The sequence below is a fragment of the Streptosporangium sp. CA-135522 genome, from assembly GCF_050949235.1.
GTDB lineage: Bacteria > Actinomycetota > Actinomycetes > Streptosporangiales > Streptosporangiaceae > Streptosporangium.
The window spans coordinates 3,513,108-3,531,969 of the sequence record NZ_CP192026.1 but is presented as its reverse complement, the minus strand read 5'-3'; the positions used below and the strand labels follow the sequence as shown (position 1 = coordinate 3,531,969).

Genomic DNA, 18,862 nt, shown 5'->3' with positions numbered 1-18,862 from the left:
CGGCCCCGTCGACGAGCTCGCGGATCTCGGGCCACGCGGTCGTCAGGCTCCGGCCTCCGTGGCGACCAGCAGCTCGTGCAGGCGGCGGCACTCGCGGGCGAACGCGCTGGAGGACCTGCGGTGCGCGAACGGGGTGAGCTCGGCGATCTCCCCGCTCGCGGCGGCCCACCTGGCGACCGTGACGCCCAGGGCGACGAGGTCGGTCAGGCCGGGGGCCGGTCTCTCTCCCTCGCCCGGCAGCGCGTACGGCAACGCCGCCCGGATCACCTGCCAGACCTCCCGGTGGGCGCCCTGCCGGGCGGCCTGTTCCAGCGCGGTCGCCGCGTGCGCCAGCTTCGCCTCGGTGTACCTGGTCAGCAGAACCAGCTGCTTTCCGAGCGCGGCCGCGGGCAGATCCCCCCGGGCCGCCATCAGCAGCAGGAGCCGCACCCCCTCGGCCGAGTCCGGTTTGGCCAGGAAGGAGGCGAGCAGCAGCGCGAGGGGCTCACCGGCCGGTCCGCCGGCGGTGGTGAGCATCTCGGCGCAGGCCGCCTCGACTCCGGACCGACCCCACACGCTGAACAGGTGAGGGAGGTAGTGGGCGGCGACCACGTCGCGGTGCGACGGCAGGATCGCGGGCCACCAGGTCATGTAGGAGCCATGCTCTCCCCAGCTGCCGGTGGAGACCTCGCCGAGCAGCTCGTCGACGAAGGCCAGGCCGGTCGGCTCCACACTCAGGTGCGGGGTCAGGCTCACGTGGGAGCCATGGGGCGCTCTCCGCTCGTCGACGTAGCAGGCGCGGGCGCCCTCGAAATACCTCCAGCGGGCGCCGGTCTCCGGCTCGACCGGGCCGTCCTTCAGCCTGCGCGCCGCCCGCCGCCCGGCCTCCGAGGTCAGCCGCCCGGCCCTGGCCACGACCTCGGGGGCGACGGTTCGCGGCAGCCGCAGCAGCGCCTGCTGGAAGTCGGCGGGCAGCGGCTCGGCCCCGGCCGCCTCCAGCGTCTCCAGCCGGGTCAGGAACACGGCCGGGTCGAGGTGACCGGTCTCGCCGGTCGGGGTCGCCAGCAGCACCGGCGGCAGCGCGTCCGCCTTGAGCGCGGCGAGCGCCTCGGCGCACCGCCGCAGCAGGAACCGGTGCGGCGCGGAGACGGTGTGGTCCCGGGGCAGCCGGTCGGGCCGGACTTCCCGGCGCATGCGCCGCGGTCCGGACGAGGCGTAGCCGAAACTCATGACGCTGATCGCGCCCTGCGGCTCCGCCTCCTCCACGACCGAGTTCGGGCCCCCGATCCCCCCGCCGGGTTCGAGCGCCGCGTCCTCGGCAGGCTCACCGGTGGCGGGTTCCGTGCCGTCCGGAGCGACGTCGTCGTCCCCGAATCCCGCGATGCTCCGGAGAATGGAGTCCTGCATCTCGGCGGGAAGGTCGTCGAAGGACAGCTCTTCGCCGTTCTCACCGCTGATGCTGATCATGGTGTTGCGCCGCACGGCGTCGGGATCGAAGACCTCGGGTTCCTCGACCGGTGGCCCGGGGTCGGCGCCGGGCGAGACCAGCTCCGCGGCCATCGCCGTGAACCACTCCTCGGTCGCGTACCAGTCCTCCCGTTCGTAGAGGACGCGAGCGTGACCGGCCGGTTCGGCGAGCGCGGCGCGCAACGCCTCGCGATCCTCGGCCGCGAATCGGACGAAGCCCGCGAGCCGGTTCTCCCCCGAATGCCAGCTGTGGGGCCACCGCGTCTGCACGAACTCGGCCACCGTACCGGGCAGTTCGGGGAACGGCTCCGGCTGCTCCGGCGTGGCGAGCACCGGCGGGATGAAGACCTCGGGCTCCTCCTCGGGCTCCGCCTCCCCGCCGATCGTCTCGGCCAGGCTCCGCCCCAGGTCGGGCGGGAGCGTGGCGAGCGCCGCGCGCAGCGTCTCCGCGCCCAGCGGGGTGAAGTGCGCCGCGTGCTTGACCGCCAGGCGCACGGCCCGTTCCTGTACGGCGTAGGCCTCATGGCCCAAAGCCGAGGCCAGCGCGGAGGCCAGCTCGTCGGCCCGTTCCGGCGCCTGCCGTACAGCCTGGTCGAGCCAGGTGAGCCCGGCGCGCACCAGCCCGCTTTCGGCGCGGAAGAGCAGTCCCTCCAGGGCCTCGGTCTCGTCCGCCGGTTCGAGGTGGTCGAGACGGCGCAGGTGCTTGAGCGACAGCTCGGCGACCGGGCCCGGAGCCGCCGGCAGCAGGCGCAGGTAGTCGCGGGCGCGGGCCTCCACCTCGACGTAGGTGGGTTCGAGCAGCTCGTGCAGCCGGACGAAGAAGCGCAGGTCCTGGACGTCTCCGCCGCGCAGGAAGCGGCTGACGCAGCCGTCGAGGAGCAGTTCGCGTTTGACCGTGCCCTCGCTGGCGAGCACGGCCAGCACGCCGAGCCAGGAGTAGGCGCTCAGCGGCTTGCTCCGCTCCTCGCGCAGAGCGCGGCCGACGCCCTGGGCCTCGAAGATCCGGGGCAGCAGCGCGCCGAGAAGCGGGTCTCGGCGAAGCCCGCGCACGCTGGGCGACGTGGAGACCCAGGCGACCACGAGCGGGTCGTGCTGCGGCGGGGTCACGCCGGTACGGCGCAGCAGGTCCAGGACCAGCGGCGCGTCCGGGGAGCGCCGGTCGCGGACGCGGAGCGCGAGCCGGGCGGCCAGATCGGCCTGCCACTGCGGCTCCCGCGCGGAGATCACCTCGGCGAGGGCCGCGGTGTCGTCGAACGTCCTTCCCCACCGGGGGGCGGCGAGGTCGCGCTTGTTCAGCCAGGCGGCCACGGCCGCGGCGCCGCCGAGCGAGCCGGCGCCCGCCACCCGCAGCGGCTCGGCCCATTCGCCCAGTCTCTCCCAGGGGGCGTCCTCGGCCATCCTGCCGCGCAGCAGCTTGAGGTGTCCGGGGAGCTCACGGGCGACCTCCTGCCGTCCGGCGTCGTCGAGCAGGGTCAGGCGGGTCGCCAGCCTGGTGGTCCTGCAGGCGTCGATGAGGTCGCGGACCTCGTCCCAGACGGTCATCGGGAGGGCTCCTGAGTCGGGAGGGCCTGCGAGATCACGGCGGTCTCGGGGCCGGGGGTTTCGGGGCCGGGGGTTTCGGGGCCGGGGGTTTCGGCGGTCTCACGGGCGAGGATGCGGGCGGCGAGCACGTGCTTGCACGGGCCGCGCGAGCCTCGGTGGTCGTACCACCAGGGGCATGTGCACGATCCGGCCTCCAGCCCGACGGAGCGGACGCCGCCGTCCGTGGTCACCTCGGCGGAATCGGGGCCGATCAGCCGGACCGTGCCCGCGGCCACCAGCGCGCGGGCGGAGGTGAGGCGGGGGTTCAGCGCCGCGACGTGGTCGCGGTCGTAGGGCAGCTCACGGTGGAAGTGGGCGGCCTCGGCGAGGTCGTAGCCGACCCGGCCGGCCGTGCCGAGCTGGGTGAGCGCGGCCCTGACCCGCTCGGGGGAGAGGCCTGAGCGCTCGGCGAGCAGGCCGAGTTCCAAGGTGGGTTCGAAGTTGAGCAGGACGCCCACCAGGTCGGCGTCGTCGGCCACCTCGTCGCCGGACAGGTCGTCGAGGACCGCGCCCTCGCCGGAGAAGCCGCGCCAGGCCTGCGGGGACAGGGCCAGCGTGTAGCGCATGCCGGGCAGCTCCAGCTCCCACGCGCTGGACCCGGAACCGTCCGCCGGGCCGTACACCCGCAGGGCCTTGGCGAACCTGAGCAGCGGCGTCATCGTGGCCAGCCGCCCGACCCCGGCCAGGTGGACCCCGCCGGGCGCCTGCCGGTCCGACACCCGCAGCTCCCGGCCGGCCGGGATCGCCCACACCTCGGCCGCGGCCCGCTTGGGCAGGCCCCGCAGGAACCGTACGGCCTGCGGGCCGGGCAGCTCGGCGCGCAGGTCGAACCCAGCAGCGATCACCTGGACCTCGGCGAAGCCGCGCAGCCACCGGGCGGGCAGCGGCACCTTCTTCTCCACCACCGCGCCGTCGAGCGTGGTGACGGTGAGCTCGTCGGGTCCGACGCCCACGTGCAGCGGGTCCCGGCCGCCGACCCTGGCCAGCGCCTCGCGCAGCGGGTTGTTGACGTCGACGTTGGTGGTGCCCCGGTCGAAGACCTCGCCGTCGAGGGCGGGGCCGAGCACGTCGAGGCGGGAGTAGACGCCGCCGCAGGCGGAGAACGACTCGAACCGGAGCCGGTCGCCGCCGCAGGTCACCACCGGGTCGCGGGTGAAGCCGGGCTGGGGCCGGTGGTAGCGCGCCAGCGCCACGTCTGCGACCGCCAGCAGTCCCGCCGCGGCCGGTGCGGCCTGGGTGAGCAGCCCGCTGAAGAATCGGGGATGGTCGAGGAAGCCCGTGGCCGTCCGGCCTCCGGAGGTCGACAGTCCCAGATGGCCCTCCGAGAGCGTGGAGGGTCCGGCGTAGGAGTACGCCTGCACCGCATTCGTCATGCCGCGGACAGTAGAGATCACTACCGACAAAACATGATCGACCGGCCGGGCGGGCGGACGCCGACGCCATCAGGAGAACGGCGGAAGAGCGATGGACCTGAACGAACTCAAATGGCACAAGTCGAGCCTCAGCGGAAACAACGGCGGTGACTGCGTCGAGATCGCCAGACTCGAAAATGCCGCGCAGCGACCGGCGCACAAGCAGGACGCCACCCTGGCGCTGCGCGACAGCAAGAACCCCGCGGGCCCGGTGCTGTTCTTCAACGACAGCGAGTGGGTCGCCTTCCTCGACGGCGTCAAGGCCGCCGAATTCGACCTCTGAAAACCGGCTTCGAAGGCCCCGGACTCCACCTCTCCCAGCGGTCCGGGGCCTTTTCCTCCGGCGGGCTCCAGGCCTCGACGAAGCCTTTCCCGAGCGGGTGCCACAACGTAGGGGCCGGGTGATCCGCGCCTGCTCCGCTTGGGACTTCTGCGCGGCACGACCGGCGGGCCGGGTTCCCGCGCCGCCTCGTTCAGTCCTGCGAACGGGCGAACAGTTCGAGATGGGAGCAGCGGGTGCAGCGGAAGGCGTCGATGGTCCAGCGCGCCCTCCACAAGCGCTTGGCACCGCCGAACAATCCGCGCTCCAGAGGGCCCTGGATCCAGCGGCTGTACCCGTGGGAGTGCTCACCGTCGTCCTCGATGAAGCCCTGCTCCAGGTCCGTGCCGTCACACTGGGTGCATCGCATGCCCATATTGTGCCAGCGCCCTTTTACTGTGCCGGTTTTACCGTGCCAGCGCCCTTTCCGGCGAAAGGATCATTTCGCCGGATGTTCACCTCACCCGGGCACCAGCGCCCTTCGCTCCACCCGATCCGGATCGCGTCCACGACCGTGGTGGGTGAGTTTCCCCGGCTGGATGGCGTTGCATCGGGATGAGGACGGCCATCGCGTGATCCTTGTCGCACCGTCCGCCGTTCATCCTCCTGCCGTTCATCCTCGTCCGGACGGACGGCGGCGGGCCGTAGGAGCGTCACGCCTTGACAGGGTCCGGGGTGAGGGCCTGTAATGATCCGCATGTCGCGTGCCGCCGGCCGGGAGGACGGCGGCGGCATGGAGGCAACGTAGCAGGGGATGATGTCGTGAGTTCTTACTCCACAGGCCGCGCCTGACCCCATCGGCGCCCGCGCGTCGTCCCCGTGCCAATGGTGCTGAGCACCACTCCCGCACGCGAGCCCTGGTCGAATCCGGCCGGTCCGATGGATCGGTGACCGGCTGACGGTCCGCCGTCCCGCGTGCTCGGCGAGGTTCATCCGTTCTGGGCCGGGTCGGCCCGTGCCCGCTTCACCCTGTCCCCACGACGGTGTCCCCACGACGGTGTCCCCACGACGGTGGTTCACCGTCGTGGTCATTCGTCATCACCGCGCCCAGCCGCGGATTTCCCCATACCTGGAGAGCAGAGCATGCCGGAAGACTTCAACCAGCAGATCATCAAGGAGTTCCGCGCCAACGGCGGACGGGTCGGCGGCCCCTTCGAAGGAGCCCGGCTGCTCCTTCTGACGACCATCGGGGCCAGGACCGGAGCGCGCCGCACGACTCCGTTGGGTTACCTGCCCGACGGGGAACGGAAGCTCGTCATCGCCTCCGCCGCGGGCGCCTCGACCCATCCGGCCTGGTACCACAATCTCCTCGCCGACCCGCACGTCACCGTGGAGGACGGCGTCTTCACCTACCAGGCGGAGGCGACCGTCGTGCGCGGCGAGGAGCGGGACCGCCTCTTCGCCCGCGCGGTGGAGGCCGATCCCGGCTGGGCCGACTACCAGGCCAGGACGAGCCGGATCATCCCCGTGGTCGCTCTGACCGCGGGCGGCGGCCCGCCGCCCGCGGGGTCACCGGCGGAGGCCCTCAAGCTGATCCACGACGCGTTCCGCAGGGAGCTCGTCCTGATCCGCAAGGAGCTCGCCGAGTCGGGACCGGGCCTGGGCACGCAGCTGCGCGTCAACTGCCTGACGTTGTGCCAGGGCCTTCACCACCACCACACCATCGAGGACGGTGGGATGTTCCCCTTCCTGGAGACCCGCCATCCCGAACTCGCCCCGACCCTGGCCCGGCTGCGCAGCGAGCACGTGGTGGTCGAGCGGCTTCTGACGCGGTTGCGGTCCGTCGTCTCCGGCGACGGGTCCGACGCCGACATGGTGCTGGCCGAGGTCGACCGCCTCACCGCCGACCTCGAAGCGCACCTGGACTACGAGGAGCAGCAGCTGATCCCGATTCTGAACACGATGGCCGAAGGAGCCTCCTCATGAACGTCACCCACATCCCCCTTTCACCCGACGCCGTCGCCGCGGTGACGACGCAGATGGGAGCGATGCGGTCCCAGCCTCCCGTGCTGCCCGCCGACGCCGACCGTACCCCCGTCCTGCCGCACACCGGCGGCGTCCCCGGTGAGTGGGTCACCGCCCCCCGCGACCCGGCGAACCCCGCGGCGGCGGCCGAGACAGGGGTGACGGTCTACGTGCACGGGGGCGGATTCGAGTACACCAACCCCCACCTGGAGATGATCATGGCCTATCGCCTGTCCCGGGCGACCGGCCGCCCCGCCCTGGCGGTGAGCTACCGGCTCGTCCCCGACCATCCGTACCCGGCCGCGCTCGACGACGTGCTGACCGCCTATCGGAGCCTGCTCGACCAGGGCGTGCCCGCCTCACGGATCGTCCTGGCCGGCGAGTCGGCCGGCGCCACGCTGGTGCTGTCGGCGCTGCTGGTGCTCAAGCAGACGGGCGATCCTCTCCCGGCGGCGGCGCTGGCCGTCTCCCCGCAGACCGACCTCACCCTGTCCAGCCCGTCCATCGACGCCAACGACGGCCAGGACTTCGTCAACCGGGCCGTGCTCGACCACGTCCGCACCCGGTATCTGGCCGGGGCGCGCCCGGACCAGGCGCCGCAGTCCCCCCTGTACGGCGAGCTCGGCGGGCTGCCGCCGCTGCTGCTCGCGGTGGGCTCGAAAGAGGTGCTGCTCGACGACGCGCGGCGCTTCGCCGAAGCCGTCTCGGCCGCCGGCGGAAGCGTCCACCTCGACGTCTACGAGGGCATGCCGCACGCCTTCCACGCGACCGTGCTGCCCGACACCCCGCTGCCGGTGGCCACCGTCTTCCTCCGCCGCCTCACGGAGTGGATCGGATAACGCCCCGCGCACCGGGCCTGACCACTTATTACGGATACGTAAACCATCCGATGCGCCAGGTCCGGCCGGAAACCACAATCGGGCAGGTGGTCACCCCGTCTCCCGCCGCTCCGAGCCGCGTCGTCCTGCACCGCTGGGCGGACGTGGCCCCGTATGAGAACGGCCGGGCCGACTATCGCGACCCGTTCGGCGGGACCGTCCGGACCTGGGACTACACCCGCTGGACCGGCGAGGAGACGGCCGTCGGCTTCCCCGCGACCGAGCTGGTGCCGTCATGGACGGCGAGCGCCCCGCCGGGGACCTGGCTGGAGGTCGGGCTGCAGGCCCGCACCGCCTCCGGCCACCTCACCAAGTGGTACGTGATGGGCCGCTGGGCCGAGGGCGACGGCGACATCTGCCGGACCTCCCTGCCCGGTCAGGGCGACGAGGACGGTGACGTCGCGGTGGACACCTACGTGGCCACCAGGCCGGTCACCGCCTACCGGCTCAGGTTCACGCTGTACGGCGCGGGCGCGAAGGTCCACCGGGCCGGGGTGATGGCCTCGGCGGTGCCCTCGCGGCCCGCGGTGCCGGCGAGCCCGCCCGGGGAGGCGGCGGGTGTCGAGCTGGACGTGCCGCGACGGTCGCAGAACGTCCACAAGGGGCACTTTCCCGAGTGGGACGGTGGCGGGGAGAACTGGTGCAGCCCGGCCTCGATGAGCATGGTGCTCGCCTACTGGGAGCGCGGCCCCCGCGGGGACGAGCTGTCCTGGGTCGCGCCGGACGATCCGTGCCCGGCCGTGGACCACGCCGCCCGGGACATGTACGACCACAGCTACCAGGGCACCGGGAACTGGCCGTTCGGCGTCGCCTACGCCGGTCGGTACGGCCTGGACGGATTCGTCACGCGGCTGCGCTCGCTCACCGAGTTGGAGCGTCTGGTCCGCGCCGGGATCCCGGTGCTCACCTCGCAGTCGTTCCGCGACCACGAGTTGCCCGGCTCGGGATACTCCACCGGCGGCCACATCATGGTCGTCGTCGGCTTCACCGCGAGCGGTGACGTCATCGCCAACGATCCCGCCGCGCCGGACGACGACACGGTGCGCCGGGTCTATCCGAGGGCCGCGTTCGAGAACGTCTGGCTCCGCAGTTCCGGCAGCGGGGGGATCGTGCACGTCGTCCACCCGCCCGGCCTTCCCCTGCCCGCCTCCGACGGCAATTGGTGATCAATGCTGAACGACTCTCCCATCCGCCCCGTCGACGTGGCCAGGGTGGACGACCGTCCGCTCTGGGTGGAGATCCTCGGTGAGGAGGTGTGGTGGGACGAGCCTCGTCCGCACGAGGGCGGGCGCAGGTGCGTGGTCCGGCGCGGGCCGGACGGCATGCCGCGCGACGCGATCCCGCAGGGCTGGAACTCCCGTAACCGCCTCATCGAGTACGGCGGGCGGTCCTGGCGGCCGCTGCCGGACGGCGGGGTCGTGTTCACCAACTGGGCCGACCAGCGGATCTACCGGTACGGCGGGCTCATCGCTCCGGCCCTGCGTGACACGGTCGCCGAGACGACCCGTGACACGACCGATGAGACGACCGATGAGACGGCTCCCGCCGGTGACACCGGGCAGCCGGTCCCCCTCACCCCCGACGACGGGGCCCGCTACGGTGATCTGTACCTGCCGCCGGGGCGCGGGGAGGTCTGGGCCGTGCGCGAGATCCATCCCACCGCTCCGGACACCGGCACGCCGGGAGCCCTCGCTTCGGAACCCGCCCCGGAAGGCGCCGCTTCGGAGGCCGCCGCGCCCGGATCCGGCATCGGGCCCGATGCCCGCGCCCTCCCCCGCCGCGACTTGGTGGCGGTGCCGCTGGACGGCGGGCCGGTGCGGGTCATCGCCATCGCCCAGCACTTCGTGACCAATCCCCGCCTCTCCCCGGACGGCACGCACGTCGCCTGGATCGGCTGGGACCACCCCGCGATGCCCTGGGACGGCACCGAGCTGTGCGTGGCCCCCCTGGACGCGGCCGGCTCGGCCGGGCCGTACCGCGTCGTCGCCGGCGGCCCGGAGGAGTCGGTGATCCAGGCCGAGTGGCGCGACGACGGCGCGCTCTACGCGCTCACCGACCCCGACGGCTGGTGGAACCTGCACCTGGTCCCCCTCGACGGCTCCGGGACCCGCAACCTGGCCCCGCTCCGGGAGGAGTGCGGCGACGCCGTCTGGCGGCTCGGCAACACCTGGTTCGCGCTCGCGGGCGACAGGATCGTCATGGTCCACGGCACCCCGGACCGCCGCCGCCTCGGCGTGCTGGACCCGGCCACCGGCGAGATCGCCGACGTCGAGGCCCCGCCCACCTACTGGAATCCCACGGTCTCCGCCGGCGGCGATCTGGTGGCGGGCGTGGCGGCCTCGCCGTACACGCCGTTCGAGGTCGTCACGGTGAACCTGCGGACCGGGGCGCACGCGGTGTTGTCGGCGAAGAAGGACCTGCCGGCCCGCGAGGCGCTGCCCGACCCGGAGGCGGTGACCTTCGACGGCGTGCACGCGCACCTCTACCCGCCGCGCGGCGTCACCGGCCCCGCCCCTTACGTGATCTTCGTGCACGGCGGGCCGACGAGCGCCGCCACGATGGTCCTCGATGTGGAGATCGCCTATTTCACCAGCCGGGGTATCGGCGTGGCCGACGTGAACTACGGCGGCTCGACCGGCTACGGCCGCGCCTATCGTGAGCGGCTGCGCCATCAGTGGGGCGTGGTCGACGTGCGCGACTGCGAGACGGTGGCGCACGGCCTGATCGCCGCCGGCCGGGCGCACCCGTCGAAGATCGCGATCCGCGGCGGCAGCGCGGGCGGCTGGACGTCGGTGGCCGCGCTGGTGCACAGCAAGGTGTTCCGCGGCGCCGTGGCCCACTACGCGATCACCGATCCGGAGGGATGGGCGGCCGAGACCCACGACTTCGAATCGCGCTACCTCGACGGTCTGATCGGCCCGCTCCCGCAGACCCGGCAGCGTTATCTGGACCGCTCCCCCACCCTGCACGCCGCGAACGCCTCCGGCCCCGCGCTGCTCATGCACGGCCTGGAGGACGCGATCGTCGATCCGGTCCAGGCGGAGCGGTTCGCCGCGGCGCTGGAGCGCGAGGGCACGCCGTGGGCCTACCTGACCTTCCCCGGCGAGCAGCACGGCTGGCGCCGGGAGGAGACCATCATCGCCGTGCTGGAGGCCGAACTCGCCTTCTACGGCCTGATCTTCGGTTTCCCGACGCCCGAGGTGCCGCCCCTGGTCCTGCGGGGTATGCATTCATGATCAATCGTTTTCGGGGGAGCTCCATCCATGCATGAGGTCGCTCAGATCTGCTCGGATCTGATCAGGTTCGACACCACCAACCCGGGCTCCGGCGAGCGCCCGGCGGCCGAGCACGTCGCCGGGCTGCTGTCCGACGCCGGCATCGAGCCGGTCGTCTTCGAGTCGGCGAGGAACCGCACCAGCGTGGTCGCCAGGATCCCGGGCGACTCGCCCGAGGCGCTGCTGATCCACGGCCATCTGGACGTGGTCCCGGCCCAGCCCGCCGACTGGCGGATACACCCGTTCTCCGGAGAGATCGCCGACGGCTGCGTCTGGGGCCGGGGCGCGGTGGACATGAAGGGCACGCTGTCGATGACGCTCGCCCTGGTCCGTGACTGGGCCCGGCGCGGCGTGCGGCCCAGGCGCGACATCGTGCTGGCCTTCCTCGCCGACGAGGAGGCCACCGGCGAGTACGGCTCACGGTATGCGGCGACGCGGCACAGGGAGCTGTTCGACGGCTGCACCGAGGCGATCAGCGAGTCGGGCGGCTACAGCGTCCAGGCTCCGGACGCGCGGATCTACCCCGTCGCGGTGGGCGAGCGCGGCACCGCCTGGATGAAGCTGACCGCCCACGGCGTCGCGGGCCACGGCTCACGGCCGCCGAAGGACAACGCGGTGGCCGAGCTCTGCCACGCCCTGTCCAGGATCGCCTCCTACCGGTGGCCGGTACGGCTGACGCCCGGGGTGGCGGCGCTGATCACGAGTCTGGCGGACATCCTCGGCGAGACCATCGACTACGACCGGCTGGAGGAGGAGGCCGAGCGGCTCGGCCAGGTCGGTGCCCTGTTCAAGGCGCAGATCCGCAACTCGGCGAATCCGACGATGCTGGAGGCCGGCTACAAGGTCAACGTGGTCCCCGGCACCGCGACCGCGCACGTGGACGGCCGTTTCCTGCCGGGTCACCGGGAGGAGTTCCTGGAGACGATCGACCGCCTGCTCGGCCCGAAGGTCACCCGCGAGTTCGTCAACATCGAGGACGCCCCCTCCGCGCCGCTGGACTCCCCGTTCTTCGAGGAGCTGTGCGCCGCGCTCGTCGCCGAGGACCCGGCCGCGCGGCCGGTGCCGTACGTGATGTCGGGCGGCACGGACGCGAAGTCCTTCGCCGACCTCGGCATCAAGGGCTACGGCTTCGCGCCCCTGATGCTCACGCCGGAGCTGGACTACTACGGCATGTTCCACGGCGTGGACGAGCGCGTTCCCGTCGAGGGCCTGGAGTTCGGCGTGCGCGTCCTGGATCGTCTCCTGGCCTCCTGACGGAACGGGCGGGGCGCGATTCCCGCGGCGGGCTTTCCCGGGATCGGAGGATGATCTACGATCCGTGCGGGGTCGCACCCCTGCCATCCCACCGCCGGCGATCGTCGGAGCTCGCGTCCCCGCAGGTCGACGACGCCGAAACCCTGGAGGACGTGTCTTGTCTGAGTCAGAGCCGGTCAACCGTGTGCCTCTGCCGCTCGGTGACGGCGTGGAGATGTACGTCGAGGTCTCCTCTTCGGTGTTCCAGGACGGCGAGCGGGAGATCTCGGGGCGCCGCGCCTCGTTGGAGCAGTTCACCGACGCCCTCACCCGCTTCTCCACGACGTTGACCGACTCCCTGAAGAAGAGCGGCGCCTCGCGCTTCAGCGTCGAGTTCGGATGCGAGGTCGCGGCCGAGACCGGGCGCCTGGTCGCGGTGCTCGGCAAGGGAAGCGCGACGTCTTCGGTCAAGGTCACCCTCGAATGGGAGGACGCCTCGTCGTGACCGAGGATCGGGCCCGGCTCGAAGCCGCCTTCCGATCCGTCTGCGTTTCGCTGGAGACGACGAACGGCGACAGCGTCGGCTCCGGTTTCTTCGTGGGCCCCGGGCAGGTCCTGACCTGCGCTCATGTCGTGGCGGCCCGTGGCCAGGCCCCACCCTCCCACCTCCTGGGCAGGTGGGAGGGGCGCGAGCTCCTGCTCGAGGTGCTCGGCGCCTGCTGGCTCCCCGCGCCGGACGGGCCCGATCTGGCGCTGCTGCGGGTGACCCCGCCTCCCAACGAACTGTCGGCGGCCCTGTCCGCGTCGGTCCTGCCGGGCGACGAGTTGTGGACGTTCGGCTTTCCCCAGGGGCCTTATCGCCCGGGCGACTCCGTCAGCTTCCGCTATGACGGGCCGTCCCTGCGCGAGGACGGTGCCCGGCTGCTTCGGATCACGCACGGACGCGCGGTGGAGGGGTTCAGCGGAGCACCGGTGCTGAACTGGCGGACCGGAGGGGTGTGCGGCGTGCTCCGTCTCGCCGACAGCCCGGCCGGCGGCCCGCCCGGGGCGCGGCTGATCCCCGCGGAGGTGATCAACCGGGTCTGCCGGGAGGAACTGGCGCAGGACGCCGACACCGGGTGGCTGTCGCTGCTCGACGACGCGCGGCTCCACGCGGGCGGCTGGCGGCGGCTCGGCCCGCGGCTGCGCGCCTATCTCAAGGTCGCGCGCGAGGAGTCGCGCCAGCACCCCTACGCCACCGCCCTGCCCGGCGCTCCCCGCCTGGACGCCGTCTATGTGCACCAGCAGGCCGCCCGGCAGAGCGAGTCCCCGCAGGGACCGGCCGCCCCGGAGATCTCGGGAACGGCGCAGGGCCGGCGGCCCGCCCATCAGCAGCATCGGGGGACGGCGCCCGCCGAGGGATACCAGTTCCTGCAGCGTTTCGACGCGGACGACATCCTGGAGCGCCACCACGGCGGATTGATCGTCGGGGGGCCGGGGGCCGGCAAGTCCAGCCTGCTCAAGCATTTCCTGCAGACGGCCGCCGACAGGTGGCTGGAGACGGGGAGCGGGGAATACGTGCCCGTGCTCGTGCGCGCCCACGCCCTCGCCGGCGATCTCCCCCTTCCCCAGGCGGTCGCCGCCGGAGTCCAGGCCGACCTGGGGTCCCGACTGGAGGACGCGCATCTCGCCGAGGACCTGACGCGGGAGGCCGCGTCCGGAACGCCCTGGCTCATCCTCCTCGACGGCGTCGACGAGATCCTGGACCCCGCGGCCAGGGCCAGGGTGCTGCGCGCCGTGGTGCGCTGGTGGCCGGACGAGCGCTACCGGTTCCTGATCACCAGCCGCCCCCTGCCCCATGCCGAACTGGACGAGCTGCGCAAGAAAATCCCGATCTTCGACATCCAGCCTTTCTCGGAGGAGCAGCTGCCGGTGCTCGCCGAGCGCTGGTTCACCGCCCTGGGGCTGCGGGAGGTCGATTCCCTCATCGAGGAGTTCGTCGAGCAGCTCTTCCAGAAGCATCTCGGTCAGCTCGCCCGGACCCCGCTCATCTCCACCATGATCTGCGTGGTCTTCGCCCACGAGCCGGGGCGGCAGCTCCCCCACTCCCGGGCGGAGCTGTATGAGAGGTTCGTGGGTGTCCTGCTGGACAAGTCGTTCACGCATGTCAACGCCATGGACCTGCTCAAGCGGCGCGCCGCGCCCTACGGCACGGACGCGGTGCGGGCGGTCGAGTCGCTGCAAGGTGATCTGGGCACCCACCTGGAGACCCTGGCCGTACGGATCTTCAGCGCGGTGGACACGTCCGGAGACGTCCTCGAACACGCCCGGGCGGCCACGAGCGCGATCCGCCCGGCGAACCTGCCGGAGGAGATCTGGCGTGACTTCGTGGCCGAGTCCCTGCGTCAGAGCGGCCTCATTCTGGAAAAGGGCGGCGGGTTCGAGTTCGTCCACCACACGATCGCCGAATATCTGGCGGCCAGATGGTCCGCCTGGCGAAGCGGGAGGTTCGGGTTCCGGGACAGATGGAGGATCGCCGTCGGAGCGGGCAGGCAGCAGTCACTCGATCTCTTCGTGGCCGCACTGCTCCAGCAGGGTGGCGTCGACCTGACCCGTCCCGTCCCGCGACTGCTCATGTGGCGCCGGTTGGTGCACGCCCGGCTCGTCGCCGCGCTCGTCCGTGACGGCGTCCACCTGCCCGAGGACATGGTCCAGACGGCGAAGGACCGGCTAACGGAGATCATCGAAAGACGCTCGGTGGCGCTCCCGGCGGTTCTCCGGGAGCGTTTCTGGGACTACGAGGACGACTGCGTCCTGGCCGCGATCTCTCTCAGCCTCATCGACCAGCAGAACGGCCTGCGCCTGCTGACCCGGCTGGCCGCCGACCCCAGGGTCGGCGGCTTCCACGTCCCCGATGTCGGCGCCTACATGACGGACCTGCTGAACATCGCCCCCGGCGAGGATCTCGCGCTGCTGAGCCGGCTGGCGGCCGACGACTCGCAGGAAAGCTACTATCGGGCGGCCATGGCCGAGTTCGTCCTGGACAAGGATCCACGGCTGGGCACCCCGTTGAGCCGGGAGCTCTGCGCGGACCCCACGATGGACAGCAACGACCGCCTCCAGTGCGCCGAGAACCTCGTCGAGGCGGACCACCAGGCGGGCATCGACGCCTTCTCCGGGCTCGTGGCGGACCCCTCGATGCGGGAGGACGACCGTCAGTCGGCGGCGGACCGCCTGCTGGAGCTCGCAAGCGAGCGAGGAGTCGCGGCGCTCTCCCCCCTCATCGCCGACCCGAACGTCGATCCGGCACAAAGATCGGCCTACATCGCACGACTTCTGCACGAGAACGCCGCCATACCGTTGGACGCGCTCAGCGCCTTCGTCCTCGATCCGTCGGTGGCGATCACCGTGCGCTTCGACAGGCTCAGGCTCATCCGGAAGATGGACTCCGCCAGAGCCGATTCCCTGCTGGCCGAGACCGTGGCGAACGGATCGGACAGCGGCCTGCACCGCTCTCTCGCCTGTGCCGTCCTGCTGCGGCAGTCGCCGGCCGACGGCGCCCGGGTCGTGGAGACGCTGTCCGGGGACTCCCGGGCGCCGGGTTTCCACCGGGTCTTCTGCCACATCTGGCTGGACTCCACCGGCGAGGCGGCGGCGGGGCTGACCAGGCTGGCGGCCGACGGCGGGCTCGGCGGCGAATGGCGGCTCTTAGCCGCCGAGATGCTCATCGACTACGACGGGGAGGCGGGCGAAGCCGTCCTACGAGAACTCTCCCTGGACTCCGCGATGCCTCTTCGCCTGCGATGGCGATGCAGGATCACGCTCCTGTACCGCACGCTTCGCAAGCGTCTCGCCTCCCTGCCGGCGGGCGCGGCGGGGTCCGGGTGACCACCTCGGCTCGCGCGGAGCCGTGTCCGGCGGCACGCCACGGCCGGGCGGCCGAAGGACCTTACTCCCAGCCCTCCACTCCCAGCCGGCCATACCGCCCCGCGGACTCCCGCACGGCGGCGCATCCCCGGAGAACATGTCCGGGGGGCGCGCCCGTACGGCGGGTCCAGAAATTCTGGCTGCTCATCTGGAGCCCCCTTTGCTCGGCGATGGTCGGGCCTACGCCTTACCCCGCTCGGCGGCGATAAACGGCGATCGGCGGATTCGCCCCGGCCCGCCAGGTCAGCGGGCGAGGGGAGTCTTCGCGGCGGAGTGGGCGTTGAGGAACCTTTCGAGGACGAGGGTGGCGGCGCCCAGCGCCACGGCGTCGGGGCCGAGCCGGCCCAGCACGATGGAGGTGGCCGCGTACGGCTGGGCCAGGGAGTTGGCCGCCGAGGCGGCGCGGATGTCGGCGAGCAGGTGACGGCCGAGCAGGAGACCGGCCCAGCCGCCGATGATGATCCGCTCGGGGTTGATCAGGTTGATCAGGTTGGACAGGCCGACCCCCAGGTAGGTCGCGGTCTCCTCGATCACCGGCGAGCCGGATTCGAGCAGGCGGCCCAGCTCGACCTGCCAGTCGGTGGTCTGCGTGGGAACCCCGGCGCGGTCGAGGATGGCCTCGGCTCCGACGTAGGCCTCCAGGCAGCCGCGCCCGCCGCACCGGCAGCTCCGGCCGTTCACAACGATCTTGGTGTGTCCCAGCTCGCCCGCGCTGTTGCTCACGCCGCGGAAGGTCGTCCCGTCGGTGACGACGGTGGCGCCGACCCCCGACCCGATGAGCACGATCACCGCGTCACCGGCCCCGTGTCCCGCGCCGAACCACAGCTCCGCCTGGCCCATCGCCTTGGCGCCGTTGTCGACGAACACCGGCAACGAGGTGCCGGCCCGCATGAGGGCCCCCAGGGGGACGCCGTCCCAGCCGAAGGTCTTGGCGTGGACGCGCACGTCGCCGTCGTGCTCCACGATGCCGGGAACGCCGACCCCCACGCCCAGCACCTGTCCGGCGGACACCTCGGCGTCGGCGAGCACGACATCGATGCCCGCGAGGATGTGCCGCACCACCAGCTCGATGTCGTGCCTGGCGGGACGGAGCGCGTACTCGACCCTGGCCTTCTCGTTCATCTCCAGGTCGAACAGCTCGACGCGCACGTGCGTGTCGGCCACGTCGACGCCGATGGCGTAGCCGTAGACGGGGTTGACGCGCAGGATCATGCGGGGCCGGCCGCCGTCGGACTCGACGTGGCCCGCCTCGACGACGACGTTGTCGGCGAGCAGGTCGCCGGTCATGCTGCTGACCGTCGCGGCGCTGAGGCCGGTGAGCCTGGTCAGCTCGTTACGGCTCGCCGGACCCTCGAAGTACAGCGTCCGCAGCAGCATGGACTGGTTGCCCTTGCGGACATCCCGGACCGTCCTGCGTTCAGGCCTCACCATGATCGTCCCCCACTTCGTGACACATGTTAGTTCAAAGTCCGAAAGCGCATACCTCGAAGTTCGAAGGCCCGTCGCGACATCGCTGATCTCACGGTCATCGCGGGTGCGTTACCAAAACGTTTCCTCAGAGGGCTGAACTTTTTTCACAGCTTACATTATCGTCCGTTCAACCCCTTATGAGGAGTTGGAAATGATCAGGAGAGTCACAGGGACCGCGGCCGGCGTGGCGATGCTCATCGGGCTCGCCGCGTGCGGCAGCGGCTCTGAGCAGGCCTCGGACACCAAGGCGCTGACCTACTGGATGTTCCAGGACCGCACCCCGCAGGCCGGCGAGGTCGTCGAAAAGATCCGCGGTGACTTCGAGAAGGCCAACGGCGTCACGGTGAAGATCGTCAAGATCCCCAAGGACGACTACAACACCAAGCTCGGCAGCGCCATCGCCAGCGGGACCGTTCCGGACGCCGGCATCCTCGACCAACCGCTCGTGGCCCGTTACGCGCTGGACGGCACGATCAAGGAAGTGCCCGCGGGCACGGTCGACGAGAAGTCGCTCTACGCCGGGGCGCTGAACACCAACCGGGTCGACGACAAGCTCTACGGCCTGCCGGTGGACCAGACCGCGGTCGCCCTCTTCTACAACAAGAAGCTGGTGCCGACCCCGCCCAAGACCTGGGACGAGCTCAAGCAGATCACCGCGAAGATCCACGCGGACGACCCGAAGACCGCCGGCATGGTGGTGCCCAAGGGAGACGGCTACGGCGCCTGGATGTGGCCGGGCGTCCTCGGCGGCGCGGGCGGCTCCCTCGTGGACGAGAAGAACAAGAAGATCCTCTTCGACCAGCAACCCGGGGTCGAGGCGCTGCAGCTGTGGGCGGACCTGCTCCCCTCCTCTCCCAGGTCGATCACCGACTCGGACAAGGCGTTCGAGAACGGCCTGGCCGGCATGATGATCTCCGGCCCCTGGGATGTCGCCAACATCAAGGACCAGTTCCCCGACCTGCAGTTCAGCACCGCGCCGCTGCCGTACAAGACGCAGCCGTCCGGCAACATCGGCGGCGAGAACTCCGTGGTCTTCGCCAAGGGCAAGAACGCCGACATCGCCTGGAAGTGGATCCAGTACCTCACCAACGCCGACAACAACACCAAGCTGGCCCAGGCCCTCGGCGGCTTCCCGACCAACATCGCGGCCGCCGAGCGGGACGCCGCGAGCTTCGGGCCCGACCAGGCCGCGTTCCTGGAGCAGCTCAAGGTCGCCCAGGCGCGTCCGGCCCTGCCGCAGTGGATCCAGATCAACGACGAGATCATCGCTCCCGCCATCGAGGCGGCACTGAGCGGCAAGGTCACCTCTCAGCAGGCCCTGAGCGACGCGGCGGACAAGACCCGCGCCCTGCTCGGCTGGACCGGCTGACGCGAAGG

13 protein-coding genes are annotated in these 18,862 nt (G+C 71.6%); 9 read left to right on the top strand and 4 right to left on the bottom strand.

Features of this window, described 5'->3' with window-relative positions; all coding sequences use genetic code 11:
• Nucleotides 1-42: 42 nt before the first annotated feature.
• Nucleotides 43-2,988: a DUF6493 family protein gene (locus ACQPYK_RS16650; protein ID WP_433256181.1), complete on the bottom strand. Its 2,946-nt coding sequence runs from the start codon at nt 2,986-2,988 to the stop codon at nt 43-45.
• Complete coding sequence (locus tag ACQPYK_RS16645) at nt 2,985-4,400, bottom strand: SWIM zinc finger family protein (RefSeq protein ID WP_433256179.1); 1,416 nt, start codon at nt 4,398-4,400, stop codon at nt 2,985-2,987. Before ACQPYK_RS16645 ends, ACQPYK_RS16650 begins: the two co-directional genes overlap by 4 nt.
• Nucleotides 4,401-4,491: 91 nt before the next feature.
• Here ACQPYK_RS16645 and ACQPYK_RS16640 point away from each other — a divergent pair, with 91 nt between their 5' ends.
• A complete protein-coding gene (locus ACQPYK_RS16640) occupies nt 4,492-4,722 on the top strand; it encodes a DUF397 domain-containing protein (protein WP_433256178.1) in 231 nt (76 codons plus the stop codon).
• Nucleotides 4,723-4,912: 190 nt separating this feature from the next.
• Here ACQPYK_RS16640 and ACQPYK_RS16635 read toward each other — a convergent pair whose 3' ends face one another.
• Complete coding sequence (locus ACQPYK_RS16635) at nt 4,913-5,128, bottom strand: hypothetical protein (RefSeq protein ID WP_433256176.1); 216 nt, start codon at nt 5,126-5,128, stop codon at nt 4,913-4,915.
• 713 nt (nt 5,129-5,841) lie between these two features.
• Between ACQPYK_RS16635 and ACQPYK_RS16630 the strand changes: the two genes are divergently transcribed.
• The 7 genes from ACQPYK_RS16630 (at nt 5,842) to ACQPYK_RS16600 (ending at nt 15,976) form a co-directional block, all read left to right on the top strand.
• Nucleotides 5,842-6,684 carry a nitroreductase/quinone reductase family protein gene (locus tag ACQPYK_RS16630; protein WP_433256174.1) on the top strand — a complete coding sequence of 281 codons (843 nt, stop codon included), beginning with the start codon at nt 5,842-5,844 and terminating at the stop codon, nt 6,682-6,684.
• On the top strand, nt 6,681-7,562 hold the full coding sequence (locus ACQPYK_RS16625) for an alpha/beta hydrolase fold domain-containing protein (RefSeq protein ID WP_433256173.1): 882 nt from the start codon (nt 6,681-6,683) through the stop codon (nt 7,560-7,562). Before ACQPYK_RS16630 ends, ACQPYK_RS16625 begins: the two co-directional genes overlap by 4 nt.
• Before the next feature lie 86 nt (nt 7,563-7,648).
• Entirely contained in the window at nt 7,649-8,767 is a 1,119-nt protein-coding gene (locus tag ACQPYK_RS16620; protein WP_433256172.1) for a C39 family peptidase, read from the top strand.
• A 3-nt stretch (nt 8,768-8,770) separates the two neighbouring features.
• On the top strand, nt 8,771-10,837 hold the full coding sequence (locus ACQPYK_RS16615; RefSeq protein WP_433256171.1) for a prolyl oligopeptidase family serine peptidase: 2,067 nt from the start codon (nt 8,771-8,773) through the stop codon (nt 10,835-10,837).
• 27 nt (nt 10,838-10,864) lie between these two features.
• Nucleotides 10,865-12,130 carry a M20/M25/M40 family metallo-hydrolase gene (locus tag ACQPYK_RS16610; protein WP_433256169.1) on the top strand — a complete coding sequence of 422 codons (1,266 nt, stop codon included), beginning with the start codon at nt 10,865-10,867 and terminating at the stop codon, nt 12,128-12,130.
• 157 nt (nt 12,131-12,287) lie between these two features.
• The gene (locus ACQPYK_RS16605) at nt 12,288-12,614 is read left to right on the top strand and encodes a CU044_2847 family protein (RefSeq protein ID WP_433256167.1); all 327 of its coding nucleotides are present in this window, start codon (nt 12,288-12,290) and stop codon (nt 12,612-12,614) included.
• Nucleotides 12,611-15,976, top strand: coding sequence for a trypsin-like peptidase domain-containing protein (locus ACQPYK_RS16600; protein WP_433256165.1), 3,366 nt, complete (start codon nt 12,611-12,613; stop codon nt 15,974-15,976). Before ACQPYK_RS16605 ends, ACQPYK_RS16600 begins: the two co-directional genes overlap by 4 nt.
• Nucleotides 15,977-16,258: 282 nt before the next feature.
• On the opposite strand, the gene ACQPYK_RS16595 is transcribed toward ACQPYK_RS16600, so the two are convergent.
• On the bottom strand, nt 16,259-17,446 hold the full coding sequence (locus ACQPYK_RS16595; RefSeq protein WP_433256163.1) for an ROK family protein: 1,188 nt from the start codon (nt 17,444-17,446) through the stop codon (nt 16,259-16,261).
• 190 nt (nt 17,447-17,636) lie between these two features.
• Between ACQPYK_RS16595 and ACQPYK_RS16590 the strand changes: the two genes are divergently transcribed.
• Nucleotides 17,637-18,854: a sugar ABC transporter substrate-binding protein gene (locus ACQPYK_RS16590; protein ID WP_433256161.1), complete on the top strand. Its 1,218-nt coding sequence runs from the start codon at nt 17,637-17,639 to the stop codon at nt 18,852-18,854.
• The last annotated feature ends 8 nt before the right edge of the window (nt 18,855-18,862 follow it).